The following is a 17,904-nucleotide window of genomic DNA, read 5'->3' on the forward strand; positions in this document are numbered from 1 at the left end:
TCCATCAAAGAAAATGTGAGCCACGACGTAACCACATGATGGAATCTGTTATGAAAAAGGTCTCTTTCACCGAACGCATGGTCCATGCCGTCGGCTATGAAATCTTCGCCGTGTTGCTGTGTGCGCCCTTGCTCTCGTGGATCATGGGCAAGTCGCTGGCCACGGCCGGTACCCTGGCGGTCACCCTGTCGGTGATCGCGATGATCTGGAACATGGTCTACAACGCACTGGTCGACCGTTGCGTGGCGACGCCGCGCATCCAGTGGAAGGCACTGGCGCGCTTCGCTCATGGCCTGGGCTTCGAGGCGGGGCTTGTGGTCTGGTGCCTGCCGGTGGCGGCCTGGATGCTGGAGATCTCGCTGCTGCAGGCGTTCATGGTCGAATTGGGCTTCTTCGTGATCATCCTGCCCTACACCGTGCTGTACAACTGGGCGTTCGACCGGGCCCGGCACTTCATCCTGCAGCGCCGGGCCGTGGCCTGAGGCCTCAGAAGTGCTTGCTGACACCGGCAACCACGGTGGCGCTGCAGACATCGTCGAAGCCATAGCTGCTGGCGCATTCGGCCTGCGACAGGTTGGTATCCATGTAGCTGAGGCGCCAGGTGAGGCCGAGGAAGCCGCTGGGTTCGCCATCTTCGAAGGTGCCGATGGTGTCTTTTTCCTGCTTGCTCAGGCTGCTCAGCAATGCCTTGTCGACACCGGCGCGCTTGAGCATGGCCGGTTATGACCTGGCCCTGCGCGAAGGCCACAGCGACCTGCCGGGCCTGATTGCCTGGGTCATCGGCAACAACCGCATCTTTCTCTGCGCCAGCCCCGACTACCTCGAACGCAACCCGCTGCCGGTGACGGCGCACAGCATCGGCCAGCACCAGTGGCTCAAGTACATACACCCGGCGCTGGATGCCAAGTTCTGGTGGATGCAGTGCGACGGCGTGCGCATGCGCCTGCCGTATCCGCAGAAGGCGAGGCTGGAAAGCGACAACTACGACTTGCTGCTGCATAACGCGCTGGCAGGCCACGGCATCCTGCACATCCCGGCGTGGAGCGTGCGCCGCTATCTGCAGGGCTACTTGCAGCGGCTGTGAGCTTTGCGCCGAGGCTACCGGCGATCGGTCCTTGCAGACAAACGAGCAAGTCGCCGCCGCCTGTGAGAGGATGTCCACCACCCCAGCCAGGACCCCGAACGCAGCCTGATGAAGACACCAAAACGAATCGAACCACTGATCGAAGACGGCCTGGTCGACGAAGTACTGCGGCCCTTGATGAGCGGCAAGGAAGCGGCCGTCTACGTGGTGCGCTGCGGTGCCCAGGTACGCTGCGCCAAGGTCTACAAGGAGGCCAACAAGCGCAGCTTCCGCCAGGCCGCCGAATACCAGGAGGGTCGCAAGGTCCGCAACAGCCGCCAGGCCCGGGCCATGGCCAAGGGCAGCAAGTACGGCCGCAAGGAAGCCGAAGACGCCTGGCAGAACGCCGAAGTGGCGGCGCTGTTCCGCCTGGCCAATGCTGGCGTGCGGGTGCCCAAGCCGTATGACTTCCAGGACGGCGTGCTGCTGATGGAACTGGTGACCGACGGCGACGGCGATGCAGCCCCGCGTCTGAACGACGTGCACCTCGAAGCCGAAGAAGCCCGTGAATACCATGCCTTCGTCATCCGCCAGATCGTGCTGATGCTCTGCGCCGGCCTGGTGCATGGCGACCTGTCCGAATTCAACGTGCTGCTGGGCCCGGACGGCCCGGTGATCATCGACCTGCCGCAGGCGGTGGATGCGGCGGGCAACAACCACGCCTTCAGCATGCTGCACCGTGACGTGGCGAACATGGCGCATTACTTCGGGCGCTTTGCCCCGGAGCTCAAGGCCACCCGCTACGCCGACGAGATGTGGGCGTTGTACGAAGCCGGCGAACTGCGCCCGGACAGCCCGTTGAGCGGGCAGTTCGAGGAAGACGACCATGCCGCCGACGTGGCCGGGGTGATGCGCGAGATCGATGCCACCCTGCGCGATGAAGCCCGCCGCCGTGCGGCGCGGGATGAGGCCGAGCATGGGCTGGCCAAGGCTGAAGAGCCGACTCCGCCGTGGATGCAGTAACGGTCTGAGCGCACTTGCTCTGCCGAGCATTTCGCTCTTCGGGGCTCCACCATTATCTGGATAGGGTGGGGCTCTGAAGGAGCTGGCATGTAAATAAAGTAAGCGCCTGTAATACAGGCTTAAAATCTAATGTTTCTGCATATATTCCCACCTTGTAGGTAATAAATTCCTACGCATTAATTAGACTTTCTCGGAATACTCCGACAGTAGTGATTGTTGCTCGGGGTATTCCTACAGGATAAGTCTGGCTCGTGTAGGGCTGTTATCCTACTGTTAGGCGTTAGTATCTACCCTTGTTCAAGTCGCTCATGGGGTGGCTGGTGTCCGATCTATCTGAAGTTGTTGACCATCACGCAAGTGACAGCGGCCTGGCCTGCCTGGTCATGCGGAGCTTTAATGGCTATGTGCCTTTGGGTGTCAGTTGGCTTGGCTGAACCAAGTTGTGTGCCATTAAGTGCTGTTTTCTTGAGGTTCTCGAATGCTGAAAATTCAAGCGGTTCGATTGTATGTTATTACCTGGCAGACGCTGAGGATCTGTGCTGGTTTGTTATTGGCGATGCGGGCGGTTCTATATGCTGGATTGATCTGTTATGTGTATACAAAGCCAGCGCAACTTTATGAGTCTCCTCCAGTTGTCTGCGGAAAAATGGCGGGCGAGGTGTATGAGTTTTCCCGGCTTTATTTCCCTTTTTGGCCGGAGTACGAGGAAAGATCTTCAAGGCGTTCATATTATGTAAGGAAAAATGACTGCGATATTAACATTGCGTCAATTTTCATTGCGATGAGTTGGCCAGGGCTGGAGCCGGCAGACAATCATCGGATTCATGAGCGGCTTTTGGATAGGGGAGGTTTGTTGGTTGCAGTTACTCCGATTGTGGCCAGTGGCAACGACCTGCGGCAGTGGCGAGACCAATTACTGGAGATGCGCTCATTTGGGGAGGCGCCAGTTGTTGTATATGACAGTCAGCTAGGTCTCTATCGTGATGTGGGAAACGATTATTCTTGGGGGAGGCGAAACAGAAGAATCTTCTGGAAGGAAGAGCGAGGGGTGGTTACCTCTGTCACTATTTGCAATTGGCAGGCGAGGGAGCCCGATTTTTATGCTTGTGAAATGATGTTTCTAATGAACGGGGTTTTGAAGGTGCAAGTTACGATGTCGCCAGAAAAATTTTTGCAATGGCACGAAGTTAGGCGTGCGATCGAAGCGTTTCTTGTCAGGAGCAAGAAAGCTGGGTGATGTGTGGTTGATCAAGGAGGCTGACGCCCCGGAAGCAACCAGTACTAGGCTGCTTGCCGAGGCGCCCTCACAGCGCTGGGAATCGACGATTGCCGTCGCAGCATGACCCAGTTCAAGCGCCGGGCGGCACAAAGCCATTGCGCTGGTAGAACCGCTCCAGCTCATGTGTCGCCGGCTCCTCACCGGTAAAGATGCGCAGGTACTCCGGAATGAAGCGCATGCGGTATTCCAGCGGCTCGACGGTCTTCATGCTGATGTAGCCGATCTGCGCCAGGTAGATCGAGCGGGCGCGGGTGGCGGCGGCGTCTTCGCTGAAGCCGAAGCGGTCGAACATCGCCTTCAGCGCGGCCATGCGCAGGTTGTCGGCCTGCTTGATTTCCTCGGCTACCTGCTCCGACTGCAGCGCCCAGCTGCGCATGGCAAATTCGCACTGCGAGTCGAACAGGTCACTGTTCAGCCAGCAGTCGAACACGTTGAGGATCGCTTCGGTGATCGTCGCCGCGTAGGCCTGGGCGTGGCTCACCAGGTTGCGGGAGTTCTTGTTCTTCCACTGCTCGATCAGCGCCGCGAGCAGGGCTTCGCGGTCTTCGAAGTACCAGTAGAAACTGGTGCGGGCGAGGTTGAGCTTCTTGGCCAGCGGCAGCACGCGCACGGCATCCACCCCCGACTCCTTGAGGGTTTCGAAGGCCGCGTTGAGCCAGCTCTCGATCGAGCCGCGGGTGGCGATTTCCGGGTGGTTCGAGGTCATGTTCATAGGCGCATTGTTCCGTATCCATCGGGGCCTGACAAGCTCAATGTACACCACTGTCTAATTTATTGACACTGGTGTACATGGGGTCTAATGTCGATTTTGCCTGATGACCTGAACGCGAGAACGACCATGTCCAATGATCCGTTGCTTCAGCCGTACCAACTCAAGCACCTCACCCTGCGCAACCGCATCATCACCACCTCCCACGAACCCGCCTACCCCGAAGACGGCATGCCCAAGCAGCTGTACCGCGCCTATCACGTCGAGCGCGCCAAGGCCGGCGTGGCCATGACCATGACCGCCGGTTCAGCGGCCATCTCCCGCGACAGCCCGCCAGTGTTCAACAACGTGCTGGCCTACAAGGACGAGGTGGTCGGCTGGATGAAGGACCTCACCGACGAATGCCACGAGCACGGCGCGGCGGTGATGATCCAGCTCACCCACCTGGGCCGTCGCACCCGCTGGGACAAGGGCGACTGGCTGCCGGTGGTGTCGCCGTCGCACAACCAGGAGCCGGCGCACCGGGCCTTTCCCAAGCGCCTGGAAATCTGGGACATCGAGCGCATCGTCAAGGATTACGCCGATGCCGCCGAACGCATGCAGGCCGCCGGGCTCGACGGCATCGAGCTGCAGGCCTACGGCCACCTGATGGACCAGTTCTGGTCGCCGCTGACCAACGAGCTGCAGAACGTCTACGGTGGCTCGCTGGAAAACCGCCTGCGCTTTACCTTCGAGGTGCTTACGGCCATCCGCAAACGGGTCGGCAGCGAGTTCATCGTCGGCATTCGCTACACCGGTGATGAAGTGCTGGCCGGCGGGCTGACCAAACAGGAGGGCCTGGAGATCTCCCAGCTACTGAAGAACAGCGGCATGATCGACTTCCTCAACGTGATCCGCGGCAACATCGCCACCGACGCCGGCCTGACCGACATCATCCCGATCCAGGGCATGCGCAACGCGCCACACCTGGACTTCGCCGGTGAAATTCGCTCGCTGACCGGTTTCCCGACCTTCCATGCGGCGAAGATCCCGGATGTGGCCACCGCTCGCCATGCCATTGCCAGCGGCAAGGTGGACATGGTCGGCATGACCCGTGCGCACATGACCGACCCGCACATCGTGCGCAAGATCATCGAAGGCCGCGAAGACGACATCCGCCCCTGCGTCGGCGCCAACTACTGCCTCGATCGCATCTACCACGGTGGTTCCGCCTACTGCATCCACAACGCCGCCACCGGCCGCGAAACCACCATGCCACACCAGATACCCAAAGCCGGGCGCAAGCGCAAGATCGTCATCGTCGGGACCGGCCCGGCGGGCCTGGAGGCTGCGCGGGTGGCAGGCGAACGGGGCCATGAAGTGGTGGTGTACGAGGTGGCCGACAAGGCCGGCGGGCAGATCCGCCTGACCGCGCAGTCGGAGCGGCGCAAGGAGATGATCAGCATCATCGACTGGCGCCTGGCCCAGTGCGAACGCCTGGGCGTGACCTTCCACTACAACGTCTGGGCCGACAGCCAGATCATCCTCGACGAAGCCCCCGACGTGGTCATCGTCGCCACCGGTGGCCTGCCGCATACCGAGGTACTGGAGCAAGGCAATGACCTGGTGGTGTCGAGCTGGGACATCATCTCGGGCGACGTCAAACCCGGGCGCAATGTGCTGGTGTACGACGACGCCGGCGACCACGCTGCGTTGCAGGCCGCCGAGTTCATCGCCCAGAGCGGCGCGCGCACCGAGATCATGACCCCCGACCGCACCTTCTCGCCCGAGGTCATGGGCATGAACCTGGTGCCCTACATGCGCGCCCTGCAGCAACTGGACACCACCTTCACCGTGACCTGGCGCCTTAAAGCCGTGAGCAAAACCGCCGACGGCCTGCTGGCAACCATCGGCACCGACTACAGCGAGCTGCGCCAGACCCGACTGGTCGACCAGGTGGTGGTCAACCACGGCACCCGCCCGCTGGACGACCTGTATTTCGCGCTGTGCCCGCTGTCGAGCAACGAAGGCGCAGTGGAATACATGGACCTGATCGCCGGCCGTCCGCAGGCCGTGGCCCGCCGCGATGATGGCCGCTTCCAGCTGTTCCGCATCGGCGATGCGGTGGCCTCGCGCAACACCCATGCCGCCATCTACGACGCCCTGCGCCTGGTCAAGGACCTTTGAGCCACGCGCCACAAGAACCATAAGAACAGCAGCACCCGTTTCGCGCTTCCTTGTTACTGCCCTGGCTCCAACAACGACAACGATATCCAGTGGAGAGTGTAACCATGCACATCGGTACCCGACCGAGCCCCGCGCCATCCCTGCAGTTTCGTGACGACGTCAGCGTAACCGGCCACGCCCTGGCCCCGGTGGACAGCGAGCTGCTTGCCGCCCAGGCCGCGATCGACCGCAAGGCCCTGCGCCGCTACCGCCTGGAGCGCATCCGCCAGCAACTGCGTGCCCATGACTACGGCGGCATCCTGCTCGCCGACCCGATCAACATCCGCTACGCCACCGACACCAACAACCTCGGCCTGTGGGTCATGCATTCGCCCAGCCGTTATGTGTTCGTGCCCACCGAGGGCCCGGTGGTGCTGTTCGAGTTCACTAGCAGCCGGCACAACAGCGAGCACGTCGAAACCATCGACGAGATCCGCCCGGCGTTGCCCTGGCTGTACTTCCTGGCCGGCCCGCGGGTCGACGAAAAAGCCGCGTTGTGGGCGGCCGAAGTGGCCGAGCTGATGGTCCGCCACAGCGGAGGCAACCGTCGCCTGGCCGTGGACCGCTGCGATCCGTGGGGCGCCGACAAGCTCAAGGCCAAGGGCATCGAGCTGTTCGATGCGCAACCGTTGATGGAGCAGGCGCGGCTGATCAAGTCGGTTGAGGAAGTCGCCAGCCACCGGGTCTCGATGGCGGTCTGCGACCTGGCCATCGCCCGCATGCGCGCCAGCCTGCAGCCAGGCATTACCGAAAACCAGCTGTGGAGCATTCTCCATGGCACCAACGTCGCCCAGGGTGGCGAGTGGGCCGAAAGCCGCCTGCTTAGCTCCGGCCCGCGCACAAATCCATGGTTCCAGGACGCTACCGACAAGGTTATCGAGGCCGGCGAGATGGTCTGTTTCGACACCGATATGGTCGGCCCCGGTGGCTACCTGTCGGACATCTCGCGCAGCTTCGTCTGCCCTGGCAAACCGGTGACGGCGGCCCAGCGCGAACTGCTCGACATCGCCAGCCAGCAGATCAGCCATAACGTCGGGCTGCTGCGCCCGGGCCTGTCGTTCCGCGAGTTCGCCGAGCGCTGCTGGCCGGTGCCGCGCAAGTTCGAGCACAACCGCTACATGATGATGCTGCACGGTGTCGGCCTGGTCGACGAATACCCCAGCGTGGCCTACGCCGTGGACTTCGCCGAGTGGGGCTATGACGGCCTGTTCCAGGAAAACATGGTGGTCTCGGTGGAAAGCTACATCGGCGAACGTGGCGGGCGTGAAGGCGTGAAGCTGGAAGAACAGGTGCTGATCACCGCCCAAGGCGCGGTCAAGCTGTCGAGCACGCCCCTGGTCGATGACCAGCGGTCTTGAGCGGAGGGCCTGCCCATGAACCCGATGAGCGTTCCGCTGCGCCAGGTGCCACCCATGCCTGAGCCCAAACCGGCATTCCTGCGCCTGGAGTCGATCCACAAGCAGTTTGGCCCCTATGAGGTGCTGCACGACGTCAATTTCGAGATGCGCAAGGGCGAGGTGGTGGCCATCATCGGTCCCAGCGGCTCGGGCAAGAGCACCTTGCTGCGCTGTATCAACCAGCTGGAACCGCCGACCCGCGGGCGCATCCGCCTCGACCAGCTTGACATCGACGCCGCCACGCCACTGGCGCGCGCCGACCTGCTGAAGCTGCGCCGGCGTATCGGCATGGTGTTCCAGTCGTTCAACCTGTTCCCGCACATGACCGTGCTGCGCAACGTCAGCCTGGCGCAGGTGCGCACCCTTGGGCGCAGCCAGCGCGAGGCCGATGCGCGCTCGCTGCAGTTGCTGGAGCGAGTGGGCCTGGCCGACAAGGCTGGGCACTACCCGGCGCGCTGTTCCGGTGGCCAGCAGCAGCGCATCGCCATCGCCCGGGCACTGGCGCTGGAGCCCGAGCTGATGCTGTTCGACGAGCCGACCTCGGCGCTGGACCCGGAACTGGGCCTGGAAGTGCTGGCGGCGATGAAGGAGTTGGCTGCCGAGGGCATGACGATGATCGTCGTCACCCACGAGATGCACTTTGCCGAGACGGTGTCCGACCGGGTGGTGGTGATGGCTGACGGGCGCATCCTCGAACAGGGCCCGAGTGCCCGGGTGATGCGCCAGCCACAGCATGAGCGGGTGGTGAAGTTTCTTCAGGCCGTGAGGGACCGCTGATGAACGACATTCTTGCGATGTTGCTCACGGGCGTGCCGTGGACGCTGGGGGTGACCCTGTGTGCGTTCGCCACCGGGGTGGTGCTGGGCTTCCCGCTGTGCGCGCTGCGCATGGCCCGCTCACGCGGGTTGGCGGCGCTGGGTGCGGCCATCGTGCTGACCTTGCGCTCGATCCCGCCGATCGTCTGGCTGTTTTTCATCTTCTTCGGCATTGGCGGTGGCTATCTCACCCTGTCGCCGTTCGTCGCGGCGGTGGTGGGCCTGGGCCTGATCACCGCCGCGCAGATGGCCGAGGTGTATCGCGGCGCCTTTGCGGCGATCCCCGATGGCCAGTACGAGGCGGCCCATGTGCTCAACCTGTCGCCAGCGCAACGCTTCTTCGATGTGGTGTTGCCGCAGCTGACGCGCATCTCCATCCCGACGGCGGCCACCTATGCCATCGGCCTGCTCAAGGACTCGGCGGTGGCGTCGACGCTGGGTGTGACGGACATCAGCTTCCAGGCGTACCAGGTGTCGCAGCAAACCTTCCAGGGGTTGGGCGTGTACAGCGCTGCCGCGCTGGTGTACCTGGTGCTCAGCGTGCCGGTGGCGCTGGCCTCGCGCTGGGTGTCGGCCGGTTTGCAACGGAGGATCAGCCAATGAACGAGATGCTGAGCCAATGGGTCGAGTGGTTCCCGGAGCTGTGGAAGGGCTTCGTGCTGTCGTTGCAGGTGACCGCCATCAGCCTGGCGCTCGGCGTGTTCCTCGGCCTGCTGCTGGCCCTGGGCGTAAGCGCGAAGGGCAGGGCGGTGCGCTACCCGGCGCTGGTGATCGTCGAGCTGGGGCGCGGTGCGCCGGCCTTGATCCTGTTGCAGTACTTCTACTTTGGCCTGCCGTCGGTGAGCCTGACCCTGAGTTCGTTCTGGGCGGCCGTGCTGGCGTTGGCCTACTGCACGGCGGCCTATACCAGCGAAATCATCCGTGGTGGCCTGGAGGCGGTGGCCCGGGGGCAGCATGAAGCGGCCGAGGTGATCGGCCTGGACCGGGTCGATGCGCTGCGCTACGTGATCCTGCCCCAGGCACTGCGGGTGGCGCTGCCGTCGCTGCTGGGCTTCTCGATCATGATGTTCCAGGCCTCGTCGCTGTGTTTCACCATCGCCTTGCCCGAAATCGTCAGCCGCGCCTCGGCCATCGGCTCCTCGACCTTCCAGTACATGCCGGTGCTGGTGCTGGCCGGTTTGATGTACGCAGCCGTCTGCGCCCCGGCAAGCCTGGGCGTCGCCGCCCTGGAAAGAAGACTGGCGCCCGGCCAGCACGCAACGCCCTGAACCCTGCCTGCCCCTTACATTGAGAAGGTATCCGTGATGAAACCATTCAAGCGCATGACCCGTTGGCTGGCTCTCTGTGTCGCCGTTGCCGGCAGTGCTCAGGCCCTGGCCGAGTGCAAGCCAAGCCACAGTTTCGAAACCTTGACCCCCGGCGTGCTGACTGTGGCGGCCTGGGTGTTCCCGCCTTACTCGATCCCCGGGCCAAACCAGGAGCTGGGCGGCGTGGACGGCGAGATCATCAGGCAGATCGCCGCCCGCGAATGCCTGACCATCAAGGCCAGCGTGCTCGACCCGGCGGCAGCGATCCAGTCGGTGGTCACCCGTCGTGCCGACGTGGTGATCGGCGACTGGTACCGCACCGTCGAACGCGGCAAAGTGCTGGGCCTGTCGGCGCCGCTGTATCTGGATGTGATGGGCATCATCTCCAAGCCGGGCTATGCCACGGTCGGCGAACTGGAAGGCAAGCGGGTCGGCACCGTGCAGGGTTACCTGTGGGTCAATGACCTGAAGCAGGTGCTGGGCGATAACCTGGTGCTGTACCCCAACCCGGTGGCCATGGCCCAGGACCTGGCCTCCGGGCGCATCGAAGCGGGCATCGACAGCCACGCGGTGGCAATCGCGTCGCAGCAGAAGGGGGCTTATCAAGGCGCGAGCATCAAGGTGTCGGCGCCCGATCCGCGGGTGAAGGCCACCGAGCAGCCGGGGCAGACGGCGATTCCGTACATGCTGAGCAATGCCGAACTGGGCAAGGCGCTGGATGCCAACATCCAGGCGTTGCATGGCAGTGGCGAGATTGCGCGGATTCTCGAGGCCCATGGGCTGGACCGACAGGCGGCTGAAGTGGGGGCGCCAAGGCTGGTGGATTGAGTTTTCCTGTGGCGGCCTCTTCGCGGGGCAAGCCCGCTCTTACAGGATCTTGTAGGAGCGGGCTTGCCCCGCGAAGGGGCCGACACAGGCAAAAAATGGCTGTTGCCTTTGGCGCAAGACATAATCTCGTCATCTGGCCTTTTCACTGGCGCGCGACAGGCATAAGGTATACGCCGTTAAAAAATGCCCTGGAGCTGTCATGTCCAACCGTTTCCCTTCCGTTCGTCCCCGCCGCCTGCGCCAGAACGAATCCCTGCGCACGATCTTCCAGGAAACCGAGTTCCGCCTGGAAGACCTGATCCTGCCGATCTTCGTCGAGGAAGGCATCGATGACTTCGTGCCGATCACCAGCATGCCGGGTGTCAACCGCATTCCGGAAAAACTGCTGGCCCAGGAAATCGAGCGCTATGCCCGTGCCGGCATCAAGTCGGTGATGACCTTCGGCGTGTCGCACAATCTGGATGCCACCGGCAGCGACACCTGGAACGAGAACGGACTGGTCGCGCGCATGTCGCGCATCTGCAAGGACACCGTGCCGGAAATGGTCGTGATGTCCGACACCTGCTTCTGCGAATACACCAGCCACGGCCACTGCGGCGTGTTGCACGACCACGGCGTGGACAACGACGCCACCCTGGCCAACCTGGGCAAGCAGGCGGTCATCGCCGCCGCTGCCGGTGCCGACTTCATTGCCCCGTCGGCGGCAATGGACGGTCAGGTGCAGGCCATCCGCAGTGCCCTGGATGGCGCCGGCTTCCACGACACGGCGATCATGGCCTATTCCACCAAGTTCGCCTCGTCGTTGTATGGCCCGTTCCGTGAAGCGGGCGGTACCGCGCTCAAGGGCGACCGCAAGAGTTACCAGATGAATCCGATGAACCGCCGCGAAGCGGTGCGCGAATCGTTGCTCGACGAGCAGGAAGGGGCCGATGTGCTGATGGTCAAGCCGGCCGGTGCATACCTCGACGTGATCGCCGACATCCGCGCCGCCTCGCGCCTGCCACTGGCGGCATACCAGGTGAGCGGCGAGTACGCGATGATCAAGTTCGGCGGCCTGGCCGGTGCCATCGACGAAGGCCGGGTGGTGCGTGAAAGCATCGGCGCGATCAAGCGAGCCGGTGCCGACCTGATCCTGACCTACTTCGCCATGGACCTGGCCCGCGAAGGGATCTGATTGGTTCGGGGTGTTCGCCTCGAGATGTTTGTCGCCTGGTAGATCGAGCGCCGCCCGCGCGGCGCATCGCAGGCAAGCCTGCTCCTACATCTGTTTCGGGCCAATTGCACCTGAGGCATTGGCGCGCGGCCCCTTGTTTGTACGACGCAATATCGAGCCATGCACCAAGGGGTACGCGCGCCTCTGCCACAGGACTGACTGGCCCGAAACAGATGTAGGAGCAGGCTTGCCTGCGATGCGCCGCGCGGGCGGCGCTCGATCTACCAGGCGCAAAAAATCCCAAGCCCTACAAAGCTGCCGCTTCCTTCAGGCTCATTGACCTGGTCTCCGGTGCAAGCAGCAGCGACACCGCCAGCCCCAGCATGGTGATCGCCGTCGCCGCGAACATGGTGTTGGCAATGCCGAACTGCTCCAGCGAGATGGGCACCAGCCAGGTGCCGATGGCCGAGCTGAAGGCGGCCAGCGAGGCGCCCATGCCGACCGCGAAGGCGCGGATCTCGGTGGGGAACAGCTCGTTCGGGTAGACGAACTCCAGCACCTGGGCGCCGCCGATGAACAGTGCATAGGCACCGAACAGCGACAGCACCACCCAGCCCTGGGCATCCGGGAACAGCCCCAGGCCCAGCAGCGCCAGGCCCGACCACAGGAAGCTGTGGATGATGATGGTGCGTCGGCCCAGGTAGTTGATCAGCCAGGTGGCGACGCAGCAGCCGATCACCAGGATCAGGGTGATGCCGATCGAGCCGTAGGCGGCCAGGTTGCCGGTCAGCTTCAGGGCCTGGAACAGCTTGGGCACGAAGGCGTACACGGCGAACAGCGGGATCACCGCGCAGGCCCAGAACATCACCACGAAGAAGATGCGCTTGCCGTAGCCGGCGCGCAGCGCGTCGAGGAACGACATCGCCTTGCCCGAGGCGGTGTCATCGCTGATGTTGCGCAGCGAAAACTCAGGGCCGTAGACCTGGCGGATCACCTGCTCGGCTTCCTCGCGGCGGCCCTTGCTCAGCAGCCAGCGCGGTGACTCCGGGGTACCCAGGCGGGCCAGCAACAGCAAGCCGGCAATGATCGCCGGGCTGGCCATGACCGTGCGCCATTGTTCAGGGCCGGCGTCGGCCAGCATGAAGTTGCCGGCGATGTAAGCCAGCGCGGCGCCGACGAACCACAGCACGGTCAGCAGCGACAGGCGCGAACCACGGGATTTCTGCGGAATGAACTCGGTCAGCAGCGAGCCAGCCGCGGTGTATTCGATGCCGACGGCCAGGCCGCAGCACAGGCGCAGCAGCGACAGGGCCAGCGGGTCCTGAACCCAGAGCATGGCGATGGACGACAGCATGACAATGGCCGGGGCGACGAAGAACAGCTTCTGCCGGCCCATGCGGTCGGTCAGCCAGCCGCCGAAGAAACCGCCGGCGAACACGCCGAGCAGGGCCATGGCGGCGACCATGCCTTGCCAGAAGCCGCCCAGTTGCAGTGCGGTGGACATGGGGATAGTGGCGACGCCGATGATGCTGAGGATGTAACCGACCATCACCCAGCCCAGCCCTGTACGCAGGGTGAGCAGTTGATGGAAACGGTTGATTTCAACGTCGTCGATCAGGACGGGTGGGGCTGTGGAACGCATGAGTCTCTCTTGAACGGTAGGTGATGCAAGAACGTGTGGATGCGGGCCCGGCGGCCCGCTTGGATCAGACTTCCAGGCCGGCGCGGAACTGGCCCCACTTGAGCACCGAGTTCACGCCGATCGACAGGAACGGCTGCGGCGGGGTCTTGTTCGGGCCGGGCGAGGACAGCAGGAAGTCGATGTGCTCGTTGCGCTCGCCCAGCAGCCAGTCGGCCAGCAGCTTGCCCGTGGCCGTGCCACGGGTGATGCCCAGGCCGTTGCAGCACAGTGCGCCGTAAACGTTCGGTGCCAGCTGGCCGAAGAAGCCTTCGTGGTTTTCCGACAGGCAGATGGCACCGCTCCAGGAGTATTCGAACTCGACGTTGCCGAGCATCGGGAAGCGCCGCTCGAACGACTTGCGGTGGGCCGGCAGGTGGCGCTGCAGCGCATTGGCGCGCGGGCGGCCGTCCGGGTAGAAGTTGAAGCTGTTGCGGATCAGGATGCGGTTGTCGGCGGTGCGGCGCACGGTGCTGCCGAACGGGTGCGCAGGGATAACCCCCCACACCGGCTGGCCACCCAGGCGGGCCTGTTCTTCCTCGGTCAGCTGGCGGCTGAGGCTGGCGTACAGGAACGTCGGCAGCAGGCGGCCCTTGAGGAAGCCGAAGGCCGAGGCGAAGCCGTTGTTGGCCAGGATCAGCTTGTCGGTGACGATGCTGCCGCGCGCGTGTACCAGGGTGATGCGTTCGCCCTGGTCGATCGAGGTGATCGGGGTGTTTTCGTACAGGGTGACGTTGGCCGGCAGGTGGTCGGCCAGGCCCTTGACCAGTGCCGATGGCTGCAGCAGCAGGGTGCCAGGAATGTGCAGGGCTTTCTTGTAGTACGAGGTGCCGATGTGCGCGGGCAGGTCCTGCTCGTCGATCAGGGTGGAGCTGCAGCCGATCTTCTCCAGGCCGCTGCGGTAGGCCTCGAGGATGGCGATGCCCTTGGCGCCGACGGCCGCCTGGTACTTGCCGGAGTCGGACATCTGGCAGTCGATGCCATTGCGCTCGACGATATCACGCAGGTAGTCCTGGCCGAGGGTGTTCAGGCGCAGAACCTTGGTCGCGGTGGTGACATCGCCGATGTAGTCCTTGGCGCCGATGTCGTGGGGCACATCGATGGCGAAACCGGCGTTGCGGCCTGCGGAGCCGAAGCCGACTTCCTGGGCCTCGACCAGCACGATCTCTTCATTGGGGAAGTTCAACGCCATCTGGCGCGCCGCTGCCAGACCGGTCAGGCCGGCGCCGACGATGGTCCAGCGCGCTTCCTTGCGACCCGAATGGCCCGGGCGTGGCTGACGCTTGGGGCTGGTGTGGTACCAGCCCGGACGGGCGTCATCGCCAGGCAGCGAAGTTACTTTTTGCATTTATCTACTCCGGTTAACGATCTTGCACGCTTGCATGCCGCAGTGGCACATCGGCCGACGAGTGCGACATTTTGTCATTGTCTATCTACATTATACAAATTGTCTACTATTCGTTTTTTCCGCTTCGATTTCTGCCGGGCACAAAAAATCACTGAGCGCTGAATTATTTAGTGTCCCGTTGTATCTGAACCCTTAGAGCCTTCAGCGACAGGGATACAGGCATGAAATCTCGCAAGAAAAGCGTCCAGCCAATCGGCCTCAAGGACATCACCATCGTCGACGACGCCAAGATGCGTAAGGCGATCACCGCTGCCGCACTGGGCAACGCCATGGAGTGGTTCGACTTCGGCGTGTACGGCTTCGTCGCCTTCGCCCTGGGCAAGGTGTTCTTCCCCAACGCCGACCCCAGCGTGCAGATGATCGCGGCGCTGGCCACGTTCTCGGTGCCGTTCCTGATCCGCCCGCTGGGCGGGCTGTTCTTCGGCGCCTTGGGCGACCGCTTCGGGCGGCAGAAAATCCTCGCCGCGACCATCGTGATCATGTCGCTGAGCACCTTCGCCATCGGCCTGATACCGTCCTATGCCTCGATCGGCATCTGGGCGCCGATCCTGCTGTTGCTGGCAAAGATGGCCCAGGGTTTCTCGGTGGGCGGGGAGTACACCGGGGCATCGATCTTCGTCGCCGAGTACGCCCCGGACCGCAAACGCGGCTTCCTCGGCAGCTGGCTGGACTTTGGCTCGATCGCCGGCTTCGTGCTGGGGGCGGGTGTGGTGGTGCTGATTTCCACCGTCATCGGCGAAGAGAAATTCCTCGAATGGGGCTGGCGCCTGCCATTCTTCCTGGCCTTGCCGCTGGGCATCATCGGCCTCTACCTGCGCCACGCGCTGGAAGAAACCCCGGCATTCCAGCAACACGTGGACAAGCTCGAACAGGGTGACCGCGAGGGCCTGGCCTCGGGGCCGAAGGTGTCGTTCAAGGAGGTCGCCACCCAGCACTGGCGCAGCCTGGTGACCTGCATCGGCGTGGTGATCGCCACCAACGTCACCTACTACATGCTGCTCACCTACATGCCCAGCTACCTGTCACACAACCTGCACTACAGCGAAGACCACGGCGTGCTGATCATCATCGCGATCATGGTCGGCATGCTGTTCGTGCAACCGATCATCGGCCTGATGAGCGACAAGTACGGCCGCCGGCCGTTCATCGTGGTGGGCAGTGTCGGGTTGTTCGCCCTGGCGATCCCGGCGTTCATGCTGATCAACAGCGGCGCGCTCGGGCTGATCTTCTCCGGCCTGCTGATCATCGCCGTGCTGCTGAACTTCTTCATCGGCGTGATGGCCTCGACCCTGCCGGCGATGTTCCCCACGCACATCCGCTACAGCGCCCTGGCCAGTGCCTTCAACATCTCGGTGCTGATCGCCGGCCTGACCCCGACTCTCGCTGCCTGGCTGGTGGAGAGCAGCGGCAACCTGTACATGCCTGCGTATTACCTGATGGTGATTGCCCTGATTGGCCTGGCCACCGGCCTGACCATGAAGGAAACCGCCAACAAGCCGCTGCGTGGCGCAGCGCCCGCCGCGTCGGACCTCGAAGAAGCGCGCGAACTGCTGCAGGAGCACCACGACAACATCGAGCAGAAGATCGAAGACATCGACGCGCAGATTGCCGAGCTCGAGGCCAGGCGCCAGTTGCTGGTGCAGCAACATCCGCGCATCGAGTGAGGCTCAGCGCGGCATGTAGCCGCGCTGCCAGGAACGTGGGATGAACCGCGACACCAGCGCCAGCAGGCAGGCCAGCGCAGCACTGCCTGCCATTGCCTGCAAGCCCAGGCGCTGTTGCAGCCAGGCGCCGAGGGCGGCACCCAGCAGCATGCCGGCCCAGGGCACCAGTTGCACCCGCCAGCCGTTGCGCCGCTCGCCCAGCAACCAGCGGCCCAGGCCGCGGCCGAAGCGCGACAGGGCACCGGTGACGTAGGTCAGGCCGATGGGCAGGCCGTTCACCTGTTCCACCACCGCATTGATCATGCCCATGGCCAGGGTGGCGGCCAGCAGCGCCGGGAAGGTTGCTGCAAATGGCCACAACGCGGCGCAGGCCAGCAGTGCCGCGACCACCAGCAACACCGGCCAGGCCCGGCGCCGGAAGCTTCGGGCCAGCAGCACGCCCAGCGCGTTACCGGCCACGAAGCCCAGCACGGCGCCGCTCAGGCGCAGCACCATGGCCAGGTCCGCTTCACTGATGGCCACGGCCAGGCGTGTGGTATTGCCGCTCATGAACGAGACGAAATCGCCCAGCGCCAGCAGGCCGATGGCATCGGTCATGCCGGCCAGCACCGACAACCCCGCCACCAGGCCAAGGCCGACGCGGCCACGCAATATCTGCAGGCGCAGGCGCCTGGCCGTGCGCGCGGGAAGGGCGTTGGGCAGCATGGGCCGGCTTCAGCGCGGCATTTCGCGGGCGAGGGTGCTTTTGATCGTGCGCTCCACCACGTCCACCAGCACCATGGTCTGGTGGTCCACCTCGATGTTCAGCAACTCGCCGGCCTGGTAGCGGGCGAAGGTGGTCTGGCGCAGGGTTTCCGGGATCAGGTTGATGGTCACCACGTTGTCTTCGACATCGGCGACGGTCAGGCTGCAGCCGTTGACCCCGATGAAACCGCGCGGGAACACGTACTTGCCCCACTCAGCTGGCATGCGGAAGGTGATGAAGGCACCGGTATCCTTGATCGACAGTTCGACGACCTCGGCGGTGGTGGCGATGTGGCCGGCCATCAGGTGGCCGCCGACTTCGGCGTTCATTTTCGCCGAACGCTCGATGTTCACGCCCTGGCCAGCCTTGAAAAAGCGCAGGTTGGTGCGTTCGAGGGTGGCGGTCATGGCGTCGAACTTCACCTGGGTGCCGTCGATTTCGGTGACCGACAGGCAGGTGCCCTCGACACTGACGCTGGCACCGATCTTCAGCTCGTCGAGCAGTTCCGGGGTGAGTTCGATGGTGAACTGGTTGTGGCCCGGGTAGCTGGTCACATCAAGCAGAGGGCGGACGGCCTGGACGATGCCGGTGTACATGGAGTTGCTCCTGGGCACAGAAATGGAAACACCC

The 17,904-nt window shown here is 63.6% G+C and carries 18 protein-coding genes; 12 read left to right on the forward strand and 6 right to left on the reverse strand.

Annotated elements, in window-relative coordinates; translation table 11 throughout:
• Window positions 1–50 precede the first annotated feature (50 nt).
• Window positions 51–482 (forward strand): multidrug/biocide efflux PACE transporter, encoded by a 432-nt coding sequence (locus ACIPZ8_RS03070; protein ID WP_400719516.1) that lies wholly within the window; start codon window positions 51–53, stop codon window positions 480–482.
• A gap of 4 nt (window positions 483–486) precedes the next feature.
• On the opposite strand, the gene ACIPZ8_RS03075 is transcribed toward ACIPZ8_RS03070, so the two are convergent.
• The gene (locus tag ACIPZ8_RS03075; RefSeq protein ID WP_400719517.1) at window positions 487–714 is read right to left on the reverse strand and encodes a hypothetical protein; all 228 of its coding nucleotides are present in this window, start codon (window positions 712–714) and stop codon (window positions 487–489) included.
• Between ACIPZ8_RS03075 and ACIPZ8_RS03080 the strand changes: the two genes are divergently transcribed.
• From ACIPZ8_RS03080 to ACIPZ8_RS03090, 3 genes are all read left to right on the forward strand, one after another.
• The gene (locus ACIPZ8_RS03080) at window positions 713–1,084 is read left to right on the forward strand and encodes a LysR substrate-binding domain-containing protein (RefSeq protein ID WP_400719518.1); all 372 of its coding nucleotides are present in this window, start codon (window positions 713–715) and stop codon (window positions 1,082–1,084) included. The two genes, ACIPZ8_RS03075 and ACIPZ8_RS03080, sit on opposite strands and share 2 nt — an antisense overlap.
• Window positions 1,085–1,192: 108 nt before the next feature.
• Window positions 1,193–2,086 carry a PA4780 family RIO1-like protein kinase gene (locus tag ACIPZ8_RS03085; RefSeq protein ID WP_400719519.1) on the forward strand — a complete coding sequence of 298 codons (894 nt, stop codon included), beginning with the start codon at window positions 1,193–1,195 and terminating at the stop codon, window positions 2,084–2,086.
• Window positions 2,087–2,564: 478 nt separating this feature from the next.
• Window positions 2,565–3,323, forward strand: a complete 759-nt coding sequence (locus tag ACIPZ8_RS03090; protein WP_400719520.1) for a hypothetical protein — start codon at window positions 2,565–2,567, stop codon at window positions 3,321–3,323.
• A gap of 112 nt (window positions 3,324–3,435) precedes the next feature.
• On the opposite strand, the gene ACIPZ8_RS03095 is transcribed toward ACIPZ8_RS03090, so the two are convergent.
• Window positions 3,436–4,077, reverse strand: coding sequence for a TetR/AcrR family transcriptional regulator (locus ACIPZ8_RS03095; protein ID WP_400719521.1), 642 nt, complete (start codon window positions 4,075–4,077; stop codon window positions 3,436–3,438).
• 126 nt (window positions 4,078–4,203) lie between these two features.
• Between ACIPZ8_RS03095 and ACIPZ8_RS03100 the strand changes: the two genes are divergently transcribed.
• The 7 genes from ACIPZ8_RS03100 (at window position 4,204) to hemB (ending at window position 11,800) form a co-directional block, all read left to right on the forward strand.
• Window positions 4,204–6,240, forward strand: coding sequence for an FAD-dependent oxidoreductase (locus ACIPZ8_RS03100; RefSeq protein ID WP_400719522.1), 2,037 nt, complete (start codon window positions 4,204–4,206; stop codon window positions 6,238–6,240).
• Between the two features lie 104 nt (window positions 6,241–6,344).
• A complete protein-coding gene (locus ACIPZ8_RS03105) occupies window positions 6,345–7,637 on the forward strand; it encodes a M24 family metallopeptidase (protein WP_400719523.1) in 1,293 nt (430 codons plus the stop codon).
• Between the two features lie 24 nt (window positions 7,638–7,661).
• A complete protein-coding gene (locus ACIPZ8_RS03110) occupies window positions 7,662–8,453 on the forward strand; it encodes an amino acid ABC transporter ATP-binding protein (protein WP_400719746.1) in 792 nt (263 codons plus the stop codon).
• A complete protein-coding gene (locus ACIPZ8_RS03115; protein WP_400719524.1) occupies window positions 8,453–9,094 on the forward strand; it encodes an amino acid ABC transporter permease in 642 nt (213 codons plus the stop codon). The genes ACIPZ8_RS03110 and ACIPZ8_RS03115 overlap by 1 nt, the downstream gene beginning before the upstream one ends.
• The gene (locus tag ACIPZ8_RS03120; RefSeq protein ID WP_400719525.1) at window positions 9,091–9,759 is read left to right on the forward strand and encodes an amino acid ABC transporter permease; all 669 of its coding nucleotides are present in this window, start codon (window positions 9,091–9,093) and stop codon (window positions 9,757–9,759) included. Before ACIPZ8_RS03115 ends, ACIPZ8_RS03120 begins: the two co-directional genes overlap by 4 nt.
• A 33-nt stretch (window positions 9,760–9,792) precedes the next feature.
• Entirely contained in the window at window positions 9,793–10,626 is an 834-nt protein-coding gene (locus ACIPZ8_RS03125; RefSeq protein ID WP_400719527.1) for a substrate-binding periplasmic protein, read from the forward strand.
• 199 nt (window positions 10,627–10,825) lie between these two features.
• On the forward strand, window positions 10,826–11,800 hold the full coding sequence (gene hemB, locus ACIPZ8_RS03130; protein ID WP_027916845.1) for a porphobilinogen synthase: 975 nt from the start codon (window positions 10,826–10,828) through the stop codon (window positions 11,798–11,800).
• A gap of 286 nt (window positions 11,801–12,086) precedes the next feature.
• Here the strand turns inward: hemB and ACIPZ8_RS03135 are convergent, their stop codons facing one another.
• On the reverse strand, window positions 12,087–13,421 hold the full coding sequence (locus tag ACIPZ8_RS03135; RefSeq protein WP_400719529.1) for an MFS transporter: 1,335 nt from the start codon (window positions 13,419–13,421) through the stop codon (window positions 12,087–12,089).
• A 64-nt stretch (window positions 13,422–13,485) separates the two neighbouring features.
• Window positions 13,486–14,805, reverse strand: a complete 1,320-nt coding sequence (locus ACIPZ8_RS03140; protein ID WP_400719531.1) for an NAD(P)/FAD-dependent oxidoreductase — start codon at window positions 14,803–14,805, stop codon at window positions 13,486–13,488.
• A 221-nt stretch (window positions 14,806–15,026) separates the two neighbouring features.
• On the opposite strand from ACIPZ8_RS03140, the gene proP reads away from it, so the two are divergent.
• Window positions 15,027–16,529, forward strand: a complete 1,503-nt coding sequence (gene proP / locus ACIPZ8_RS03145) for a glycine betaine/L-proline transporter ProP (RefSeq protein ID WP_400719533.1) — start codon at window positions 15,027–15,029, stop codon at window positions 16,527–16,529.
• A 3-nt stretch (window positions 16,530–16,532) separates the two neighbouring features.
• Here the strand turns inward: proP and ACIPZ8_RS03150 are convergent, their stop codons facing one another.
• Entirely contained in the window at window positions 16,533–17,234 is a 702-nt protein-coding gene (locus ACIPZ8_RS03150; protein WP_400719535.1) for a YoaK family protein, read from the reverse strand.
• Window positions 17,235–17,243: 9 nt separating this feature from the next.
• Window positions 17,244–17,870, reverse strand: coding sequence for a riboflavin synthase subunit alpha (locus ACIPZ8_RS03155; protein WP_400719537.1), 627 nt, complete (start codon window positions 17,868–17,870; stop codon window positions 17,244–17,246).
• Window positions 17,871–17,904 lie beyond the last annotated feature (34 nt).

Origin of the sequence: Pseudomonas sp. NPDC089422 (assembly GCF_044749405.1) — a bacterium.
Lineage (GTDB): Bacteria > Pseudomonadota > Gammaproteobacteria > Pseudomonadales > Pseudomonadaceae > Aquipseudomonas.

Coding starts and splice junctions, on each gene's coding strand:
- ACIPZ8_RS03070 (WP_400719516.1), top strand. CDS start 51: ATGAAAAAGGTCTCTTTCACCGAACGCATGGTCCATGCCGTCGGCTAT.
- ACIPZ8_RS03080 (WP_400719518.1), top strand. CDS start 713: ATGGCCGGTTATGACCTGGCCCTGCGCGAAGGCCACAGCGACCTGCCG.
- ACIPZ8_RS03075 (WP_400719517.1), bottom strand. CDS start 714: ATGCTCAAGCGCGCCGGTGTCGACAAGGCATTGCTGAGCAGCCTGAGC.
- ACIPZ8_RS03085 (WP_400719519.1), top strand. CDS start 1,193: ATGAAGACACCAAAACGAATCGAACCACTGATCGAAGACGGCCTGGTC.
- ACIPZ8_RS03090 (WP_400719520.1), top strand. CDS start 2,565: ATGCTGAAAATTCAAGCGGTTCGATTGTATGTTATTACCTGGCAGACG.
- ACIPZ8_RS03095 (WP_400719521.1), bottom strand. CDS start 4,077: ATGAACATGACCTCGAACCACCCGGAAATCGCCACCCGCGGCTCGATC.
- ACIPZ8_RS03100 (WP_400719522.1), top strand. CDS start 4,204: ATGTCCAATGATCCGTTGCTTCAGCCGTACCAACTCAAGCACCTCACC.
- ACIPZ8_RS03105 (WP_400719523.1), top strand. CDS start 6,345: ATGCACATCGGTACCCGACCGAGCCCCGCGCCATCCCTGCAGTTTCGT.
- ACIPZ8_RS03110 (WP_400719746.1), top strand. CDS start 7,662: ATGAGCGTTCCGCTGCGCCAGGTGCCACCCATGCCTGAGCCCAAACCG.
- ACIPZ8_RS03115 (WP_400719524.1), top strand. CDS start 8,453: ATGAACGACATTCTTGCGATGTTGCTCACGGGCGTGCCGTGGACGCTG.
- ACIPZ8_RS03120 (WP_400719525.1), top strand. CDS start 9,091: ATGAACGAGATGCTGAGCCAATGGGTCGAGTGGTTCCCGGAGCTGTGG.
- hemB (WP_027916845.1), top strand. CDS start 10,826: ATGTCCAACCGTTTCCCTTCCGTTCGTCCCCGCCGCCTGCGCCAGAAC.
- ACIPZ8_RS03135 (WP_400719529.1), bottom strand. CDS start 13,421: ATGCGTTCCACAGCCCCACCCGTCCTGATCGACGACGTTGAAATCAAC.
- ACIPZ8_RS03140 (WP_400719531.1), bottom strand. CDS start 14,805: ATGCAAAAAGTAACTTCGCTGCCTGGCGATGACGCCCGTCCGGGCTGG.
- proP (WP_400719533.1), top strand. CDS start 15,027: ATGAAATCTCGCAAGAAAAGCGTCCAGCCAATCGGCCTCAAGGACATC.
- ACIPZ8_RS03150 (WP_400719535.1), bottom strand. CDS start 17,234: ATGCTGCCCAACGCCCTTCCCGCGCGCACGGCCAGGCGCCTGCGCCTG.
- ACIPZ8_RS03155 (WP_400719537.1), bottom strand. CDS start 17,870: ATGTACACCGGCATCGTCCAGGCCGTCCGCCCTCTGCTTGATGTGACC.